Annotated in this window: 10 protein-coding genes; 6 read left to right on the top strand and 4 right to left on the bottom strand. The window is 63.4% G+C overall.

Translation table 11 applies throughout. The features are described from left to right. The first annotated feature begins 235 nt into the window (after positions 1-235). Both BLR13_RS31880 and BLR13_RS31875 read left to right on the top strand, forming a co-directional pair. Entirely contained in the window at positions 236-6532 is a 6297-nt protein-coding gene (locus tag BLR13_RS31880; protein WP_074815361.1) for a HAMP domain-containing protein, read from the top strand. A 16-nt stretch (positions 6533-6548) separates the two neighbouring features. After that, entirely contained in the window at positions 6549-8042 is a 1494-nt protein-coding gene (locus BLR13_RS31875; RefSeq protein WP_074830876.1) for an HWE histidine kinase domain-containing protein, read from the top strand. A 1-nt stretch (position 8043) separates the two neighbouring features. Here the strand turns inward: BLR13_RS31875 and BLR13_RS31870 are convergent, their stop codons facing one another. Then, positions 8044-8430, bottom strand: a complete 387-nt coding sequence (locus BLR13_RS31870; protein ID WP_074815363.1) for a response regulator — start codon at positions 8428-8430, stop codon at positions 8044-8046. Positions 8431-8791: 361 nt separating this feature from the next. On the opposite strand from BLR13_RS31870, the gene BLR13_RS31865 reads away from it, so the two are divergent. Both BLR13_RS31865 and BLR13_RS31860 read left to right on the top strand, forming a co-directional pair. After that, positions 8792-11569 (top strand): PAS domain S-box protein, encoded by a 2778-nt coding sequence (locus BLR13_RS31865; RefSeq protein WP_074815366.1) that lies wholly within the window; start codon positions 8792-8794, stop codon positions 11567-11569. A gap of 67 nt (positions 11570-11636) precedes the next feature. Then, complete coding sequence (locus BLR13_RS31860; protein ID WP_074815371.1) at positions 11637-12632, top strand: P1 family peptidase; 996 nt, start codon at positions 11637-11639, stop codon at positions 12630-12632. Between the two features lie 81 nt (positions 12633-12713). Here BLR13_RS31860 and BLR13_RS31855 read toward each other — a convergent pair whose 3' ends face one another. After that, positions 12714-13505, bottom strand: a complete 792-nt coding sequence (locus BLR13_RS31855) for an EF-hand domain-containing protein (RefSeq protein WP_074815373.1) — start codon at positions 13503-13505, stop codon at positions 12714-12716. Positions 13506-13758: 253 nt separating this feature from the next. On the opposite strand from BLR13_RS31855, the gene rpe reads away from it, so the two are divergent. Then, positions 13759-14460 carry a ribulose-phosphate 3-epimerase gene (rpe, locus tag BLR13_RS31850; protein WP_074815375.1) on the top strand — a complete coding sequence of 234 codons (702 nt, stop codon included), beginning with the start codon at positions 13759-13761 and terminating at the stop codon, positions 14458-14460. A gap of 792 nt (positions 14461-15252) precedes the next feature. Here the strand turns inward: rpe and BLR13_RS31845 are convergent. Beyond that, positions 15253-15876: a glutathione S-transferase family protein gene (locus BLR13_RS31845; RefSeq protein ID WP_074815378.1), complete on the bottom strand. Its 624-nt coding sequence runs from the start codon at positions 15874-15876 to the stop codon at positions 15253-15255. Between the two features lie 180 nt (positions 15877-16056). Next, the gene (locus BLR13_RS31840; RefSeq protein ID WP_074815381.1) at positions 16057-16305 is read right to left on the bottom strand and encodes a hypothetical protein; all 249 of its coding nucleotides are present in this window, start codon (positions 16303-16305) and stop codon (positions 16057-16059) included. Between the two features lie 218 nt (positions 16306-16523). Here BLR13_RS31840 and BLR13_RS31835 point away from each other — a divergent pair, with 218 nt between their 5' ends. Next, entirely contained in the window at positions 16524-16913 is a 390-nt protein-coding gene (locus tag BLR13_RS31835; RefSeq protein WP_074815384.1) for a hypothetical protein, read from the top strand. The last annotated feature ends 13 nt before the right edge of the window (positions 16914-16926 follow it).

Below are 16926 nucleotides of genomic sequence, written 5' to 3'. Positions count from 1 at the left end.
TGCAAACGCCCCGGCTTGCCGGGGCGTTTTTGTTTTGTTTTCCGGACAAAAAATATGGCGCGCGCGATGGAACCAAAGGCGCGCAAGCGCATTAGCGACCCGGGTAGGTTCCATGTCATTGATTTCACTGCGCTTACAACGGTTCCCGCTTGATCTGAAGCTGGGCTGGCAGTTGTATGCTGGGGAGTCGCACACCTGCCGCTAGATTCGCGCGAACCGGCCTCAAGGAAACACGATGAGTGACCTTTCCCCTGGAGCATCATCTCGCGCTGCCAAGCGCAAGCCAGCCGCGAACGCAAAATCGAACTCGAACGGAAAGCCCGACCCGCTGCAGGATCTGTTGCACGCGCTGCAGGCGATGCGCGCCGGCGATTTTTCGGTACGGATGACCGGCGATCACATCGGCATCGAGGGCAAGATTGCCGACACCTTCAACGAAATCGTCGCCGCCAACCAGCGCATGGCGCAGCAACTGGAGCGCGTCGGACAGGTGGTCGGCCGCGAAGGCAAAACGCGACAGCGCGTCAAATTCGATCTTTCGAGCGGATCGTGGGCGGACATGGAAGGCTCGGTCAACACGCTGATCGACGATTTGCTGTGGCCCACCCGTGAAGTCACCCGCGCGGTCGCCGCGGTCGCGCAGGGCGACCTGCTGCAGACCGTGAAACTCGATGTCGACGGCCGCCCGCTCGGCGGCGAATTTTTGCAGTCGGCCAACATCGTCAACACCATGATCAAGCAGCTCAGCGTGTTCACCTCCGAGGTGACGCGCGTGGCGCGCGAGGTCGGTACCGAAGGCAAGCTCGGCGGTCAGGCCCAGGTGCCGGAGGTGACCGGCGTCTGGAAGGATTTGACCGAGAGCGTCAACTCGATGGCCAACAACCTCACCGGCCAGGTCCGCAACATCGCCGAAGTCACCATCGCGGTGGCCAATGGCGACCTGTCGAAGAAGATCACGGTCGACGTTCGCGGCGAGATCTTGCAGCTCAAGGAAGCCATCAACACGATGGTGGACCAGCTTCGCTCCTTTGCCTCCGAAGTGACCCGCGTCGCCCGCGAAGTCGGCACCGACGGCAAGCTCGGCGGCCAGGCCATCGTGCCCGGCGTCGCCGGCACCTGGAAGGACCTCACCGACTCCGTGAACGCGATGTGCGGCAACCTCACCGCACAGGTCCGCAATATCGCTAACGTCACCACCGCCGTCGCGCGCGGCGACTTGTCGCGCAAGATCACAGTGGACGTCCGTGGCGAAATCCTGGAGCTGAAGGACACCATCAACACGATGGTCGACCAGCTCAACTCGTTCGCCTCCGAAGTGACGCGTGTGGCGCGTGAAGTCGGCACCGAGGGCAAGCTCGGCGGTCAGGCCCAGGTGCCCGGCGTGGCCGGTACCTGGAAGGACCTCACCGACAACGTCAACTTCATGGCCTCCAACCTGACGGCGCAGGTGCGCAACATCGCCGACGTCGCCACCGCGATCGCCGGCGGCGACCTGTCCAAGAAGATCACCGTCAACGTGTCGGGCGAAATCCTGCAGTTGAAGGAAACGCTGAACACGATGGTCGACCAGCTCAATGCGTTTGCCGGCGAAGTGACGCGCGTGGCACGCGAGGTCGGCACCGAAGGGCGGCTCGGCGGCCAGGCCAACGTGCTCGGCGTCGCCGGCACCTGGAAGGATTTGACGGAAAGCGTCAACTCGATGGCGTCGAACCTGACGGCGCAGGTCCGCAACATCGCCGAAGTGACGACCGCGGTCGCCAACGGCGACCTTTCCAAAAAGATTACGGTGGACGTGCGCGGCGAAATTCTGGAGCTGAAGGATACCGTCAACACGATGGTCGACCAGCTCAATGCCTTCGCCGGCGAAGTCACGCGCGTGGCGCGCGAAGTCGGCACCGAAGGCAAACTCGGCGGCCAGGCGCTGGTGCGCGGCGTCGCCGGCACCTGGAAGGACCTCACCGACAGCGTCAACTCGATGGCGAGCAATTTGACCGGCCAAGTCCGCAACATCGCCGAAGTCGCGACGGCGGTTGCCAAGGGCGACCTCTCCAAGAAGATTACCGTCAACGTGTCAGGCGAAATCCTTCAGTTGAAGGAAACGCTCAACACCATGGTCGACCAGCTCAACGCCTTCGCCGGCGAAGTGACGCGCGTCGCGCGCGAGGTCGGCACCGAAGGCAAGCTCGGCGGCCAGGCCAACGTGCTCGGCGTTGCCGGTACCTGGAAGGACCTCACCGACAGCGTCAACTCGATGGCCGGCAATTTGACGGCACAGGTTCGCAACATCGCCGAAGTTGCGACCGCCATTGCCGGCGGCGACCTGTCGCGCAAGATCACGGTCGACGTCCGCGGCGAGATCCTGCAGCTCAAGGAAACGCTGAACACGATGGTCGACCAGCTCAATCGCTTTGCTGGCGAGGTGACGCGCGTGGCGCGCGAGGTCGGCACCGAAGGCCGGCTCGGCGGTCAGGCCAACGTGCCCGGCGTCGCCGGCACCTGGAAGGACCTCACCGACAACGTCAACTCGATGGCCGGCAACCTGACCGGTCAGGTCCGCAACATCGCCGAGGTGACCACGGCTGTCGCCAAGGGCGACCTTTCCAAGAAGATCACGGTCGACGTCAAGGGCGAAATTCTCGAGCTGAAGAACACCGTCAATACGATGGTCGACCAGCTCAACGCCTTCGCCTCCGAAGTGACGCGCGTGGCGCGCGAGGTCGGCACCGAAGGCAAGCTCGGCGGCCAGGCCGAAGTGCCGGAGGTCGCCGGCACCTGGAAGGACCTCACCGACAACGTCAACTTCATGGCCTCGAACCTGACCGCCCAGGTCCGCAACATCGCCGAAGTCGCGACCGCCATCGCCGGCGGCGACCTGTCCAAGAAGATCACGGTCGACGTCCGCGGCGAAATCCTGCTGCTCAAGGACACCTTGAACACGATGGTCGAGCAGCTGCGCTCGTTCGCGGCCGAAGTGACCCGCGTGGCGCGCGAGGTCGGCACCGAGGGACGGCTCGGCGGCCAGGCCGTGGTGCCCGGCGTCGGCGGAACGTTCAAGGACCTCACCGACAACGTCAACCTGCTGGCGGCCAACCTCACCACGCAGGTCCGCAACATCGCCGAAGTCACCACCGCCGTCGCGCGCGGCGACCTCTCACGCAAGATCACGGTCGACGTGAAGGGCGAAATCCTCGAACTGAAGAACACCATCAACACGATGGTCGATCAGTTGAACGCGTTTGCCGGCGAAGTGACGCGCGTCGCGCGCGAGGTCGGCACCGAGGGCAAGCTCGGCGGTCAGGCGCAGGTGCCCGGCGTGGCCGGTACCTGGAAGGATCTCACCGACACCGTGAACTTCATGGCCGCCAACCTTACCGAACAGGTTCGCGGCATCGTCAAGGTGGTGACGGCGGTCGCCAACGGCGACCTGAAACAGAACCTGACGGTGAAATCGAAGGGCGAAGTGGCCGCGCTCGCCGATACCATCAACAACATGACGGAAACGCTGGCCACCTTCGCCGACCAGGTCACCAGCGTGGCGCGCGAAGTCGGCGTCGAGGGACGGCTGGGCGGCCAGGCCAACGTGCCAGGCGCCGCCGGCACCTGGAAGGATCTCACCGGCAACGTCAACCTGCTTGCCGCCAACCTCACCTCTCAGGTCCGCGCGATCGCCGAGGTCGCCACCGCCGTGACCAAGGGCGATTTGACGCGCTCGATCCAGGTTGATGCGCGCGGCGAAGTAGCCGAGCTCAAGGACAATATCAACACCATGATCGGCAACCTGCGCCTGACGACGCAGGTCAATACCGAGCAGGACTGGCTGAAGACCAACCTCGCCAAGTTCACCAACATGCTGCAGGGACAGCGCGACCTCACCACGGTGGGACGTCTGCTGCTGACCGAGCTGGCGCCGCTGATCAATGCCCATATGGGCGTGATCTACCAAGTGGAGAATCCGGAGAATCCGCAATTGCGCCTGCTCTCGGCCTATGCCGGCGACAGCATCAATCCCCATCCGCTGGCCGTGCAATTCGGCGACGGACTGATCGGCCAGTGCGCCATGGACAAGCGGCAGCGGCTGGTGTCCGACATCCCGACCGACGCCGCGCCGATCAATTCGGCGCTGCTGCGCGTGACCCCGAAAAACCTGGTCGTGCTTCCGGTTCTGTTCGAGAACCAGGTCAAGGCCGTGATCGAACTCTCTTCGGTCAGCTCGTTCACGACCTCGCAGATGACCTTCCTCGAGCAGCTCACCGACAGCATCGGCATTGTGCTCAACTCGATCGAGGCCACGATGCAGACCGAAGGCCTGTTGACGCAATCCCAACAGCTCGCCGGCGAATTGCAGACCCAGCAGAAGGAATTGCAACAGACCAACGAACAGCTCGAACAGAAGGCGCAGCAGCTCGCCGAACGCAACGTCGAGGTGGAACGAAAGAACCAGGAAATCGAACAGGCCCGGCGCGCGCTCGAGGAAAAGGCCACCGAGCTCTCACTGACCTCGAAATACAAATCGGAATTCCTCGCCAACATGTCGCACGAGCTGCGCACGCCGCTCAACAGCATCCTGATTCTCGGCCAGCAGCTCACCGAGAACCCCGACGGCAACCTGTCGCCGAAGCAGGTCGAGTTCGCCCGGACCATCCACGGCGCCGGTACCGATCTGCTGAACCTGATCAGCGACATTCTCGATCTCTCCAAGATCGAATCCGGAACCGTGACCGTCGACGCCGAGGAAATCCTGACGCAGAACCTGCTGGAAACCGTCGGACGGCCGTTCAAGCACGAAGCCGAAAACCGTCATCTCTCGTTCGGCATCAGCGTCGACGAGAATCTGAGCCGCAGCATGGTGACGGATTCCAAGCGGCTCCAACAAGTTCTCAAGAACCTGTTGTCGAACGCCTTCAAGTTCACGGCCGAGGGCGGCGTCAAGCTGACCGTGTCGGCCGCCGTCGGCGGCTGGAGCACCGATCACCCGATCCTGAACCACGCGCCCGCCGTCGTCGCCTTTGAGGTGACCGACACCGGCATCGGCATTCCCCTGGAAAAGCAGAAGCTGATCTTCGAGGCGTTCCAGCAGGCCGACGCCGGAACCAGCCGCAAATACGGCGGCACAGGTTTGGGCCTTGCCATCAGCCGCGAACTCGCGAGCCTGCTCGGCGGCGAAATCCATCTGCGCAGCGCACCGGGCAAGGGCAGCACCTTCGTGCTGTATCTGCCGCTGAAATATGCCGGACCCACGATCGCGCCGCGCGCGCCCTCCCCGTCGCCCTTCGTCACGGCACCGGCGTTGCAGGCCGCGGCAACCCAGGAGCGGGTGATCGAGCAATTGCCGGACGACCGGCTCAATCTCGAGCCGGGAGATACGATTCTGCTGATCGTCGAGGACGACCCGCATTATGCCCGGGTGCTGATCGATCTCGCCCGCGACAAGGGTTTCAAGGTATTGGTCGCCAATCACGGCGCCGAGGCGCTTGAACTCGCCAAGCAGTTCCAGCCGTCGGCGGTTTCACTCGACGTGTTCCTGCCGGACATGCTGGGCTGGACGGTGCTGAGCCAGCTCAAGCACAATCCGCTGACCCGGCACATCCCGGTCCAGATCATCACGCTCGACGAAGACCGCCAGCACGCGCTGGCGCGCGGCGCGTTCTCCTTTGTCAACAAGCCGACGACGACCGAGGGCGTCAGCGCGGCGCTAAGCCAGATCAGGGAATATGCCAGGCCGCGGCGCAAGCGCCTCCTGATCGTCGAAGACAACGCCGCCGAGCAGTTGAGCATCAAGGCCCTGCTCGATCACGACGACATCGAAATCGTGACGTCAGATACCGGCGCCGGCGCGCTGTCGATGCTGCGCGACACCCCGTGCGACTGCGTCGTGCTGGATCTGCGGCTGCCCGACATGAGCGGTTTCGAGGTGCTCGACCAGATCCGCAACGACGAAGCGCTGTCGAATGTTCCGGTGGTCGTGTTCACCGGGCGGGAACTTTCGGCGGAAGAAGATGCGGAACTCCACACCATGGCCCGCAGCATCGTGGTCAAGGGCGTGGAGTCGCCGGAACGCCTGCTCGACGAAACGTCGCTGTTTTTGCACCGTGTGATCACGGAATTGCCGGTCGAGAAGCAGAGGATGCTGGAGAAGCTCAATAGTTCCGATGAGGATCTCGTTGGCAAGACCGCGCTGCTGGTGGACGACGACGCCCGCAACATCTTTGCCCTTTCCAGCGTGCTGGAACGGCGCGGCATGAAGGTGCTGACGGCGACGACCGGTCACGAGGCCATTGCGCTGGTGGAGTCGACCCCCAACATCGCCATCGTGCTGATGGACATCATGATGCCGCAGATGGACGGCTATCAGACCATGGGCGTGATCCGGCAAAATCCGCTGTTCGGCCGCCTTCCCATTATCGCGCTGACCGCCAAGGCCATGAAGGGCGACCGCGAAAAATGCCTCGAGGCCGGCGCGTCCGACTATCTCGCCAAGCCCGTCAACACCGAGCAGTTGCTGCTCGCCATTCGAATGTGGCTACACCGCTGATCGGCGCACGCAGATGATGGAACATGCGAAAGTAAACATTCTTCTGGTTGACGATCAGCCGGCGAAGCTGCTCGCCTACGAGGTGATCCTGAAGGAACTCGGCGAGAACCTGGTCTCGGTCTCGTCCGGCCGCGAAGCGCTCGAGTTCCTGCTCAAGAACGACGTCGCCATCATTCTGGTCGACGTCTGCATGCCGGAACTCGACGGTTTCGAACTCGCCGCCATGATCCGCGAACATCCCCGCTTCCAAAAGACGGCGATGATCTTCATCTCGGCGATCCAGGTCAGCGATATCGACCGCCTGCGCGGCTACGAAATGGGCGCGGTCGACTACGTCCCGGTGCCGGTCGTGCCCGAAGTGTTGCGCGCCAAGATCAAGGTGTTCGCCGAGCTCTACCGCAAGACCCGGGAGCTCGAGCGGCTCAACGTCGAACTCGAGGACCGCGTTCGCGCCCGCACCGCCGAACTGGAGGAATCCCACACCCGTCTCGTGGAGAGCGAGCAGCGCCGCAGCCTGGCGATCGCCGCCGGTAAGATGGGATCCTGGGACTGGGACTGGACCAATGGCGACTGCTTGTGGGACGAGGGCCAGTATCAAATTCTCGGCGTCGATTCCGGCAGCTTTGAACTGACGCCGGGCAATATCCAGAGCGTGTTTCATCCGGACGACCTTCACGAATTGCGCGAGGCATGGGCGAGCTTCGCCAGGGGCGCGAAATCATACGAGGCGGAATTCCGGATCGTGCGGCCTACCGGCGAAGTGCGCTGGTGCACCGGAACGGCAGCGGCAAGCACCGACAAGGACGGCCGCGTGATCCGTGTCAGCGGCGTCACCGTCGACGTCACCGAGCGCAAGCAGGCCGAGGAACGTCAGAGCCTGCTGGCCCGGGAAGTCGATCACCGCGCCAAGAACGCGCTCGCGCTGGCGCAGTCGATCGTCCGGCTGACGCGCGGCGAAAACGTGAAGTCCTACATTCACTCGGTCGAGGGCCGGATCAATGCGCTCGCGCGGGTGCACACCGTGCTTTCGCTGTCGAGCTGGCAAGGCGCCGAAACAAGGAAGCTGATCGAAGAGGAACTCGCGCCCTATGCGATGGGCGAACAGGTCGTGCTGTCCGGCCCGGAAGTTCAATTGTTGCCCGCCACCGCGCAAACGGTTGCCCTGGCGCTGCACGAACTCGTCACCAATTCGGCCAAGTACGGCGCCCTGTCGGCGCAGTCGGGCCGGCTAAAGGTCGACTGGGAGAACCACGCGGGACTTCTGAAAATTGTGTGGGCGGAAACCGGCGGACCGCGGGTCGAGAAACCGACCACGCGCGGCTTTGGAACACGAAGCGTGATCGCGAGCATCGAGTCACAACTGGGCGGCAAAGCGGAATTCGATTGGCGACCCGAAGGCCTGATTTGCCGCCTCTCCGTCCCGCTATCGTCACACCATGCTGCGGCCGATCTCCTTCCGCCACAGGAGGCAACGGCCGACGCCAATGGTCTGCGACGTGCCGAACGGTAGGCTAGCGCGCCGTGGCGACCGATGGCCGGACCGATCCCCGCGCCGCCTCGATCGCGCGCATCAGGTCGTGGGGCCGAAACGGCTTTTGCAGGCAGACCACATCCGACAGACCGGGCGACTCAGACAGGAAGTCCAGCGCCGTCATTCCGGATATCGCGACCACGGGCAAATCGGGCATGCGTTCGCGCAGCGTGCCGATCAAATCGTATCCATTGGTGCCCTGCAGGAAGATGTCGACGATCGCGAGATCGAAGCCCTGCTCCTCGAACGCCTTCAGTGCCGCCGGCGAGCTGGCAGCTTCGACGATTTCGAATTGGTTGATCCGCAGCACGATGGAAATCATCGCGCGCACATCGGATTGGTCGTCAATGACAAGGACGCGGGGCATGAGATTCTCTCGGGCTCGATCGTGCGACAGCCTGACGCGAAGTTCCCGGTTTTCTATGGAATGACGCAACCATTATTCCGTCCGGTGGTAAAGAGCCGGTTACTCACCCGGCCGCCTTTCCGTCCCCGCACCAATTAGGTAACATGTAACCTTGAGTTGATTCCGCGTAACCCGCGTCGGATCTCTGAGGTACCGGCGCTCGCCCGGCCTGCAGGGCCGCCCGATCACAGACAGACTGCAACGAATTCCTCCCGGTTGATATCCACTTATCGGCTGGACTCCCGGTCGCTGCGAATACGTTATGGTGCGTGACCGATGCGAATCTTTTGGCGCGTACGATGCCAGTTTGCCGGAGACGAGAATGCAGACAGGTAGCGAGCGCAACATCTTTCTCTCGACCATGCCCGCGACCGGCAGGGATCGTAGGGCGGCTGCTTCGATCGTCGTCGTCTCCGCGCTGCTGTTCGCATGCGCCGTGCCTTTTGCCGGCGTGCCGCTGGCCCCGGTGCCGGCGTTCGTCGCCAGCTATCAATCCGCGCTGGCCATCAACGACCTGATCACCGCGGTCCTGCTGTTTTCGCAGTTCGGGGTTTCGCGCTCGCGGGCGCTGCTGCTGCTTGCAAGCGGTTATCTGTTCACGGCCATCGCCGCCGTGGTCCACGCCCTCACCTTTCCCGGCCTGTTCGCGCCCGGCGGGTTGCTCGGCGCGGGCCCTCAAACCACCGTCTGGCTCTACATGGTCTGGCACGGCGGATTTCCGCTGCTGGTGCTCGGCTATGCGGCGCTGAAGGCACGCGATAACGGCATGAGGATGCAGGCCTCGCCTGGGCGGGCGATCGGGGTAAGCATTGCCGCGGTGGCCGTGGCGATGGCCGCATTCACCGCGGTTGCCACCGGCGGCCATGACATTCTGCCCATCCTGCTGAAAGACGGGCATTACACGCCCGTCATGCTCGGCGTGGTGTCGACCGTATGGTGTCTCAGCCTCGCGGCCCTGGCCATGCTCTGGTTTCGCAAGCCGCATTCCGTCCTCGACATCTGGCTGATGGTCGTGCTCTGCGCCTGGTTGTTCGACATCGCCATGTCGGCCATCCTCAATGTGGCGCGTTTCGATCTCGGCTTCTATCTCGGCCGCATCTATGGGCTGTGCGCCGCCAGTTTCGTGCTGGCCGTGCTGTTGATCGACAATGTCAGCCTGCAGGCGCAACTGGCGCGCCTGCTCGGAAAGCTCCGCCATCAGGCGGCCTCCGAACGAAATCTTCGCACCGAGCGCGAACGCATTTTCAGCGCGGTCGTGGAATCATCCAACGATGCCATCATCACCAAGGCGCTCGACGGCACCATCACCGGCTGGAACGGGGCCGCCGAGCGCCTGTTCGGCCATACGTCTGCCGAGGCCGTCGGCAAGCACATCGACATCATCGTCCCGCCGGACCGGCGCGCCGAGGTCGGCGACATCCTCGCGCGTGTCGGCAACAGCGAGCGGATCCAGCATTACGAAACCTCGCGCATGCACAAGGACGGCAGCAGTGTCGAGGTTTCCTTGAGCGTCTCCCCGATCCGGTCGGCTTCCGGCGACATCATCGGCGCTTCCAAGACGGCGCGCGACATCACCGAAAGCAATCGGACCCTGAAAGCGCTCAACCGGGAAGTCGAAGAGCGGCAGCGCATCTTCGAGACCTCGCACGATCTCATCCTGGTGACCGACACCGCCGGAAATTTCATCCAGGTCAGCCCGAGCGTCACCACCATTCTCGGCTATGCGCCGGCCGACATGATCGGGCACAGCGCGGTCGAGTTCATCCACCCCGACGATCTCGAAAACACCCGCAACGAGATGCGAACGGCGCGGCGGGGGCAGAGCAAGCGCAGTTTCGAGACCCGCTACGTCGGCAAGGACGGCAAGGCGGTCTCGCTGAACTGGAGCGGGACATGGTCGGAACCGGTCAGGCGCCACTTCTTCATCGGCCGCGACCTGACGGAAAAGCAGAACGCCGAGGCCCAGATGCGGCATGTGCAGAAGATGGACGCGATCGGCCAACTGACGGGCGGAGTCGCCCATGACTTCAACAACATCCTGACCGTGATCACCGGGACCATCGGAATTCTCGAGGAGGCCGTCGCCGGCCAGCCCGAGCTCGTATCGATCGCCAAGCTGATCGACGAAGCCGCCGAACGCGGCGCCAGCCTGACCAAGCATCTGCTGGCCTTTGCCCGCAAGCAGCCGCTGCAGCCCCGTGAGATCGACGTCAATTCGCTGGTGCTGGAGGCCGCCAAGCTGTTGCATCCGACGCTTGGCGAGCATATCGAAATCAAGCCGATCTTGGCCGACGACGCCTGGACCGCTTTGGTCGATCCGAGCCAGCTCACCACGGCGGTGCTGAATCTGGCCCTCAACGCCCGCGATGCGATGCCCCATGGCGGCAAGCTCGCGCTCGAAACCAACAACGTCTATCTCGACGAAAACTATGCCGACATGCACAGCGAGGTAACGCCGGGCAACTACGTCATGGTCGCCGTGAGCGACACCGGCACCGGCATCCCGGCAGCCCTGCTCGAGCGGGTATTCGATCCGTTCTTCACCACCAAGGAAGTCGGCAAGGGCACCGGGCTCGGCCTCAGCATGGTGTTCGGCTTCGTCAAGCAGTCGGGCGGGCACATCAAGATTTACAGCGAGGAAGGCCACGGCACGTCCGTCAAGATGTACCTGCCGCGCGCGACCGGATTGAACCAGACCGCCGCGGAGGAACTGATCTCGGCCAGTGTCGAGGGCGGTCATGAAGCGGTCCTCGTCGTCGAGGACGATTCGATGGTGCGACGCTATGTGGTGACCCAGATCGAGAGCCTGGGCTACACCACGCTCGAGGCCGCCAATGCCGCCGACGCCCTCAAGATCATCGACACCGCACCGATCGATCTGCTGTTCACCGATGTGATCATGCCGGGCAGCATGAACGGCCGCCAACTGGCCGAGGAGGCGTTGAGGCGGAAGCCTTCGCTCAAGATCCTGTACACATCAGGGTATACCGAGAACGCCATCGTCCATCACGGCCGTCTCGATTCCGGCGTGCTGCTGCTCGCCAAGCCCTATCGCAAGTCCGAGCTGGCCAGGATGCTCCGGCTGGCGCTTGCCAGTTGAAGCATTCCGCGCGGCTGATATATCGGGTGCAGAAGGCCCGCCTGGACGGGCCAGTGGACAGGGTTTCTTGAAAAATCTCCTCACCGATATCGCCGGCGTTCGCGTCGGTCATGCCGACGATGCGGCGATCGCCTCCGGCGTCACCGCGATCATTTTCGATGCTCCTGCGGTGGCGTCGATCGATGTCCGCGGCGGCGGCCCCGGCACCCGCGAGGAATCGGTGCTTCACCTCGAAGGCACCGTCGATGCGATCGACGCGATCACGCTCTCTGGCGGCTCGGCGCTCGGCCTGGATGCCGCCGGCGGCGTGCAGGCCTGGCTGGCCGAACAGGGCCGCGGCCTGCGGATCCGCGACGCCGTCGTTCCGATCGTGCCGGGCGCGATCTGCTTCGACCTCCTGAACGGCGGCAACAAGGCATGGGGGCGCTTTCCGCCCTACCGCGACCTCGGTTACGCCGCGGCCCGCGCCGCGAGCTCCGATTTCGCGCTGGGAAGCGTCGGTGCCGGTCTCGGCGCCACCACGGCCAATTTCAAGGGCGGACTTGGTTCGGCTTCGGCGCGAACCGAAGCCGGCGTCGGGGTCGCCGCACTTGCCGTGGTCAACGCCGTCGGCAGCGTCACGGTCGGCGACGGCCCGTGGTTCTGGGCGGCCCCGTTCGAAGTGGGCCACGAGTTCGGCGGACGCGGACTTCCGCCGTCGTTCAATCCCGACATGCTGAAGGCGCGGCTCAAGGGCGGTCCGGAAGCGAACGCCGCGGAAAACACCACGCTCGTCGTGGTGGTGACCGATGCCGTGCTGACCAAGCCGCAGGCGAGACGGCTGGCGATGATCGCGCAAACCGGAATGGCGCGCGCGATCTATCCCGTCCACGCACCGCTCGATGGCGACGTGGTGTTTGCGGCGGCGACCGGCCAGAAGCCGATCGATCCGCTGTTCGGTCTGACCGAACTCGGCATGGTGGCCGCCAATACGGTCGCCCGCGCCATTGCGCGCGGCGTCCATGCGGCGACTGCGCTGCCCTTTCTGGGCGCGCTACCGGCGTGGGGGAATCGCTTCGGCTAGGGCTCTTTGGTTTGACGCGTTTTCTTTACGCGAACCGGTGTTCACTTCGCTCGAAAACGCTATGCCCGCCGGATCTCAGGTTCAGACGCTGACCGACAGCGATGACTTCGCCGAGGACGCAATCGAGTTGGCCTCGCGCTGGATCATCTGCTCGATGAAATTGTAGGACGAACTCGCGGAGCTCGATGAGCTATTGCTGGCCGGCGAGGTCATCGTGACCTTGGATCCATCGGCGTAGGTCAACGACGTTGTGGTCGAGCCATCGCTGTTGGTGGTGGAGGTAGAGGAAGCGCCCTGCAGCGCCGCCAGCAGCGGATCGGTGTTGGATCCGTCCGCGCTTCCTGAACCGCTGGCGCTTCCGGAACCGCCCGCACCGTGATGGTGATGACCACCCTTGCCGCCGGCGCCCTTCAGCGCCGAAGACATTTCGTCGAGGCTGACCGAGCCGTCGCCGTTCTTGTCGAGCTTGGCGAATACGCTGTCGGCCGCCTTGAGGTTGGTGCCGCCGGCGCCGAGCGCGTTCTCGAATTCGGATTTGGTGATCTTGCCGTCGCCATCGGCGTCGATCTTGGAGAACAGGTCCTTCATCGCATCGGAGGCGCTCGTGGCCGACGACGCTGTGGTCGATCCCGTCGAGGACTGGCTCTGGGCGTCGAGCAGCGCGCTCATGGTCTGCGGCGATATCTGCGAACAGCCGCTGCTGGAACCCGTGCTCGTGGCGGTCGAGGCCTGGGTGCTGCTGCTGCCCGACAGATCGAACGGATTGGAAGCGGCCTGTGTGAAGCCTGTGGTCGTCGTGGACGACGACTTCGACGACGTCAGCGACTTGAGGATATCGATCGCCGCGGACGCAGCGGTTAAGGCAGGTAACATGGCCGAACTCCGACAATGCCGCATCGCGCGGCTCAGCTTCTGCGGAGTAGCTCAGCAAGGCCCGTGCCACGGCGAAAAACCCAATAGAACCGGGCTTTTCTCTGTCTCAAAGGTCCCGCCGGGTCGGCAATTGGTGCCCGCATGCGGCAGATTTTTCCGCCCACAGGAGAGCTTTGCCGCTGCATTGCCCTGGGCCCTGCTGCATGTTACGCGGAGTTATTCCTCTCCTTTGCAAGAACTTCGGGAAACGCACATGTCTCAGCCATTCGCGTCACGTCCCCTCGTCATCGCACCGTCGATCCTGGCGGCGGACTTCGCCAAGCTCGGCGAAGAGGTCCGCGCCGTGGACGCGGCCGGCGCCGACTGGATCCATCTCGACGTGATGGACGGACATTTCGTTCCCAATATTTCCTACGGCCCCGACGTCATCAAGGCGATGCGCCCGCATACCAAGAAGATCTTCGACGCGCATCTGATGATCTCGCCGTGCGATCCCTATCTCGAAGCCTTCGCCAAGGCCGGCTGCGATCACATCACCGTCCATGCCGAGGCCGGCCCGCATCTGCATCGCTCGCTGCAGGCGATCCGCGCGCTCGGCAAGAAGGCAGGCGTCTCGCTCAATCCGGGTACGCCGGCGAGCGCGATCGAATATGTCATCGACCTGATCGATCTCGTGCTGGTGATGTCGGTCAATCCCGGCTTCGGCGGCCAGACGTTCATCAAATCCGCGCTCGGCAAGGTCAGCGACATCAGGGCGATGACGGCAGGACGCCCGATCGACATCGAGGTGGATGGCGGTGTCGGCCCTGACGTGTCCGGCCAGCTCGCCGCCGCCGGCGCCAACGCCTTTGTCGCGGGCTCCGCGGTGTTCAAGGGCGGCACGGTGGAATCCTACAAGGCCAATATTTCGGCGATCCGCAATGCGGCCGAACTCGCGCGCGGCGAAGCGATTTGAGCTTTGTAGGGTGGGTTAGCCGAAGGCGTAACCCACCATCTGTCCGTGCGTATGGATTGGTGGGGTATGCTTCGCTAACCCACCCTACGAATTTCCAACGTCATTGCGAGCGAAGCGAAGCAATCCATACCTCAGCTCAGGGACAGTTGGATTGCTTCGTCGCTTGCGCTCCTCGCATGACGTGGCGAGGTCCGGATTCAATTTCCAAACAGCAAATACGTGTTCTCGATCTCGCGGCGCATAGCGCCCGAAGTTTCACATTTCGTTTGCCCTCTTGAAGTGAAGAGGGCGCAGGGAAGACCGGGTGCACGCTGCACCCGCGGTCTCGCGCGCAAAACAGTGCATCAAACACGCGCACGAGCATACAGGTTTGGCGGAAACACACCGGCCTCCCCTGCGCAATGGCTTTACGGCTTATACGATTTCGTCCTGGTGACCGGCTTTCTTGCCACCATCGCTCTTAAGCAGCGTTAGCCGCCTTCGAACTTGACGCCAGCACCGGGGCGTCGGACCCAAACGATTTCACCGTACGCAATGACCACGCTCGTCAGTCGCAGCCTTCGCATCCACCGCATCCCACCGCACGTCGTGACGATCGCGATCGCCCCTCTTGTTGCCGCGAGACGGGCGGAGTTAGACTTCTGATTTGCGCGACGGTGCAACGGAAATATTTTTGCGCGAAGGGCTGGACAGACTTTTGGTGATTTTCCCGTCGGGTTGTTTTGTCGCAGGGGCTGCGCGAAGATTGCGCTTGCACAGGCAGCGAAGCAGCGCGTGGCGCGGGAGGAGCGCCTAGGGAGTAACCGCCGCCTTCTTCCAGGCGTCGAGCATTTGCATGCGCGCAAACCACGCCTGCACGTTCGCGTAACCCGTGACCGGCAACTCTGCCGCGACCGTGTGCATCAGCGGCGCGGCAATCGCCAGATCGGCCAAGGTAAGCTTGTCCTGCGCAATCCACCTGTTTCGAGCAAGGTGATCGTCGAGCACCTGCGCTGCTGCCGCGAGCAACGCCTCACCGCGCTTGATCTCGGCCATATCGGGCCCGCCGGACCCGCCAACCATTTTCTTCGAGACGCGTTCCCTGCTGATGAAACCGACTGCCGGCGTAAAGTGATAGGCTGACCAGAACAGCCACCGATTGACGTCAGCGCGCGCCTTGGCATCCCCCGGGTAGAGATCCTGCCCCGGCGATCCATCCACCAGATATTGCATGATGGCGTGAGACTCCCACAGCATGAACCCGTCGTCGTCCAACAGCGGGACTTTTCCGTTTGGATTTAGTCGCTGATATTCAGCGCCTTTGTGTTCTCCTTTCAGAAGATCGACCACAACCAGATCAAGGCTGACGTTCAAGTGGATCGCCGTCATCACGACGCGGCGCGCGTTTGACGATAGTGGGTGATAGTAGAGGCGCATCCTTGGTCCCTTCCAATTCAGAGTACGCCGACAAATTGCCCGCCAATCGATGTGTCGACCACCCGAAACCCGTTTCCGGTCCGGGCCGCAGACGAAGCCAAAACAATGAGGCCGCCCCGGGAGGCGGCCTCGCATGTTTCGGAATCGAATTGTCCGGTTCAGTCGCAGGAACCCTCGGCGCTATTTCTTGCGCCGATCGTTCATTTTGTCACCGGGTGACAGTTCAGAGGCGCCCTTCGACATTCCCGTCGTTCCCGGCTCCTTCATGCGATCGCCAGGCGCGTATTCAGACGCCCCCTTTGTGGTCTGCGTTCGGGAATCCCGCATTTGGTCGCCGGGCGAAAATTCGGAAGCGCCTTTGCTCTTCTGTGCGAATGCAGGGGATGCTCCGATCAGGAGAGCGGCGGTAACAAGAACAGCTTTCTTCATTTCAGCCTCGTCTGGTTTCGAGCGAAATCGCTCGGGTCGGAAGGAACCTCGCGCAGGACATCCGGTGAACCGGGTCAGAGCGCCGAGATGACTTCAACAATCCCCTGCGCGGGCGATTGTTCCGGCATGCCGAACCGCATGCAATGGAACCCGAAGCTTCATGGTGTGGCCACAAAGACAGACCAGCATTGATGACTGTACTCAAAGGACTCAGGAAGATGATCAAGACCTTCGCCAGCGCGGCAACAATCCTGTTACTCGCGTCGTCCGCGGCATCGGCGCAGAACCGCGCCGGCGACGCCGCGCTCGGCGCGGTTTCCGGCGCCGTGGTGCTGGGTCCGATCGGCGCGGTCGCCGGCGCGTTCATCGGCTATTCGGCCGGGCCTTCCATCGCGCGGTCGTGGGGACTGGACCGGTCCCGCGCCTCGCGACAGCGACGGCAGGCTTCCAGCGAGAGCGTGCGCGGTGCCCGAGCAGAAGCGGTGAGCCCGGGCGGCGAAAAGAATCCGCGCGTCGCCAGTTCCCGGAGCGAAGCCGCGGCCCCCGCCCCGGCTGCGGCACCCCCCGCGCCGTCAACGAAGACACCGCCTGTCCAGACGCTCGAGTGAGCACTAGCGTCGT

Source organism: Bradyrhizobium ottawaense (genome assembly GCF_900099825.1).
Lineage (GTDB): Bacteria > Pseudomonadota > Alphaproteobacteria > Rhizobiales > Xanthobacteraceae > Bradyrhizobium > Bradyrhizobium ottawaense_A.
Note: the sequence above shows the minus strand (reverse complement) of the source record. Positions and strands in the feature narration are given on the sequence as shown.

Coding starts and splice junctions, on each gene's coding strand:
- BLR13_RS31835 (WP_074815384.1), top strand. CDS start 16,524: ATGATCAAGACCTTCGCCAGCGCGGCAACAATCCTGTTACTCGCGTCG.
- BLR13_RS31845 (WP_074815378.1), bottom strand. CDS start 15,876: ATGCGCCTCTACTATCACCCACTATCGTCAAACGCGCGCCGCGTCGTG.
- BLR13_RS31870 (WP_074815363.1), bottom strand. CDS start 8,430: ATGCCCCGCGTCCTTGTCATTGACGACCAATCCGATGTGCGCGCGATG.
- BLR13_RS31840 (WP_074815381.1), bottom strand. CDS start 16,305: ATGAAGAAAGCTGTTCTTGTTACCGCCGCTCTCCTGATCGGAGCATCC.
- BLR13_RS31875 (WP_074830876.1), top strand. CDS start 6,549: ATGGAACATGCGAAAGTAAACATTCTTCTGGTTGACGATCAGCCGGCG.
- BLR13_RS31880 (WP_074815361.1), top strand. CDS start 236: ATGAGTGACCTTTCCCCTGGAGCATCATCTCGCGCTGCCAAGCGCAAG.
- BLR13_RS31865 (WP_074815366.1), top strand. CDS start 8,792: ATGCAGACAGGTAGCGAGCGCAACATCTTTCTCTCGACCATGCCCGCG.
- BLR13_RS31855 (WP_074815373.1), bottom strand. CDS start 13,505: ATGTTACCTGCCTTAACCGCTGCGTCCGCGGCGATCGATATCCTCAAG.
- rpe (WP_074815375.1), top strand. CDS start 13,759: ATGTCTCAGCCATTCGCGTCACGTCCCCTCGTCATCGCACCGTCGATC.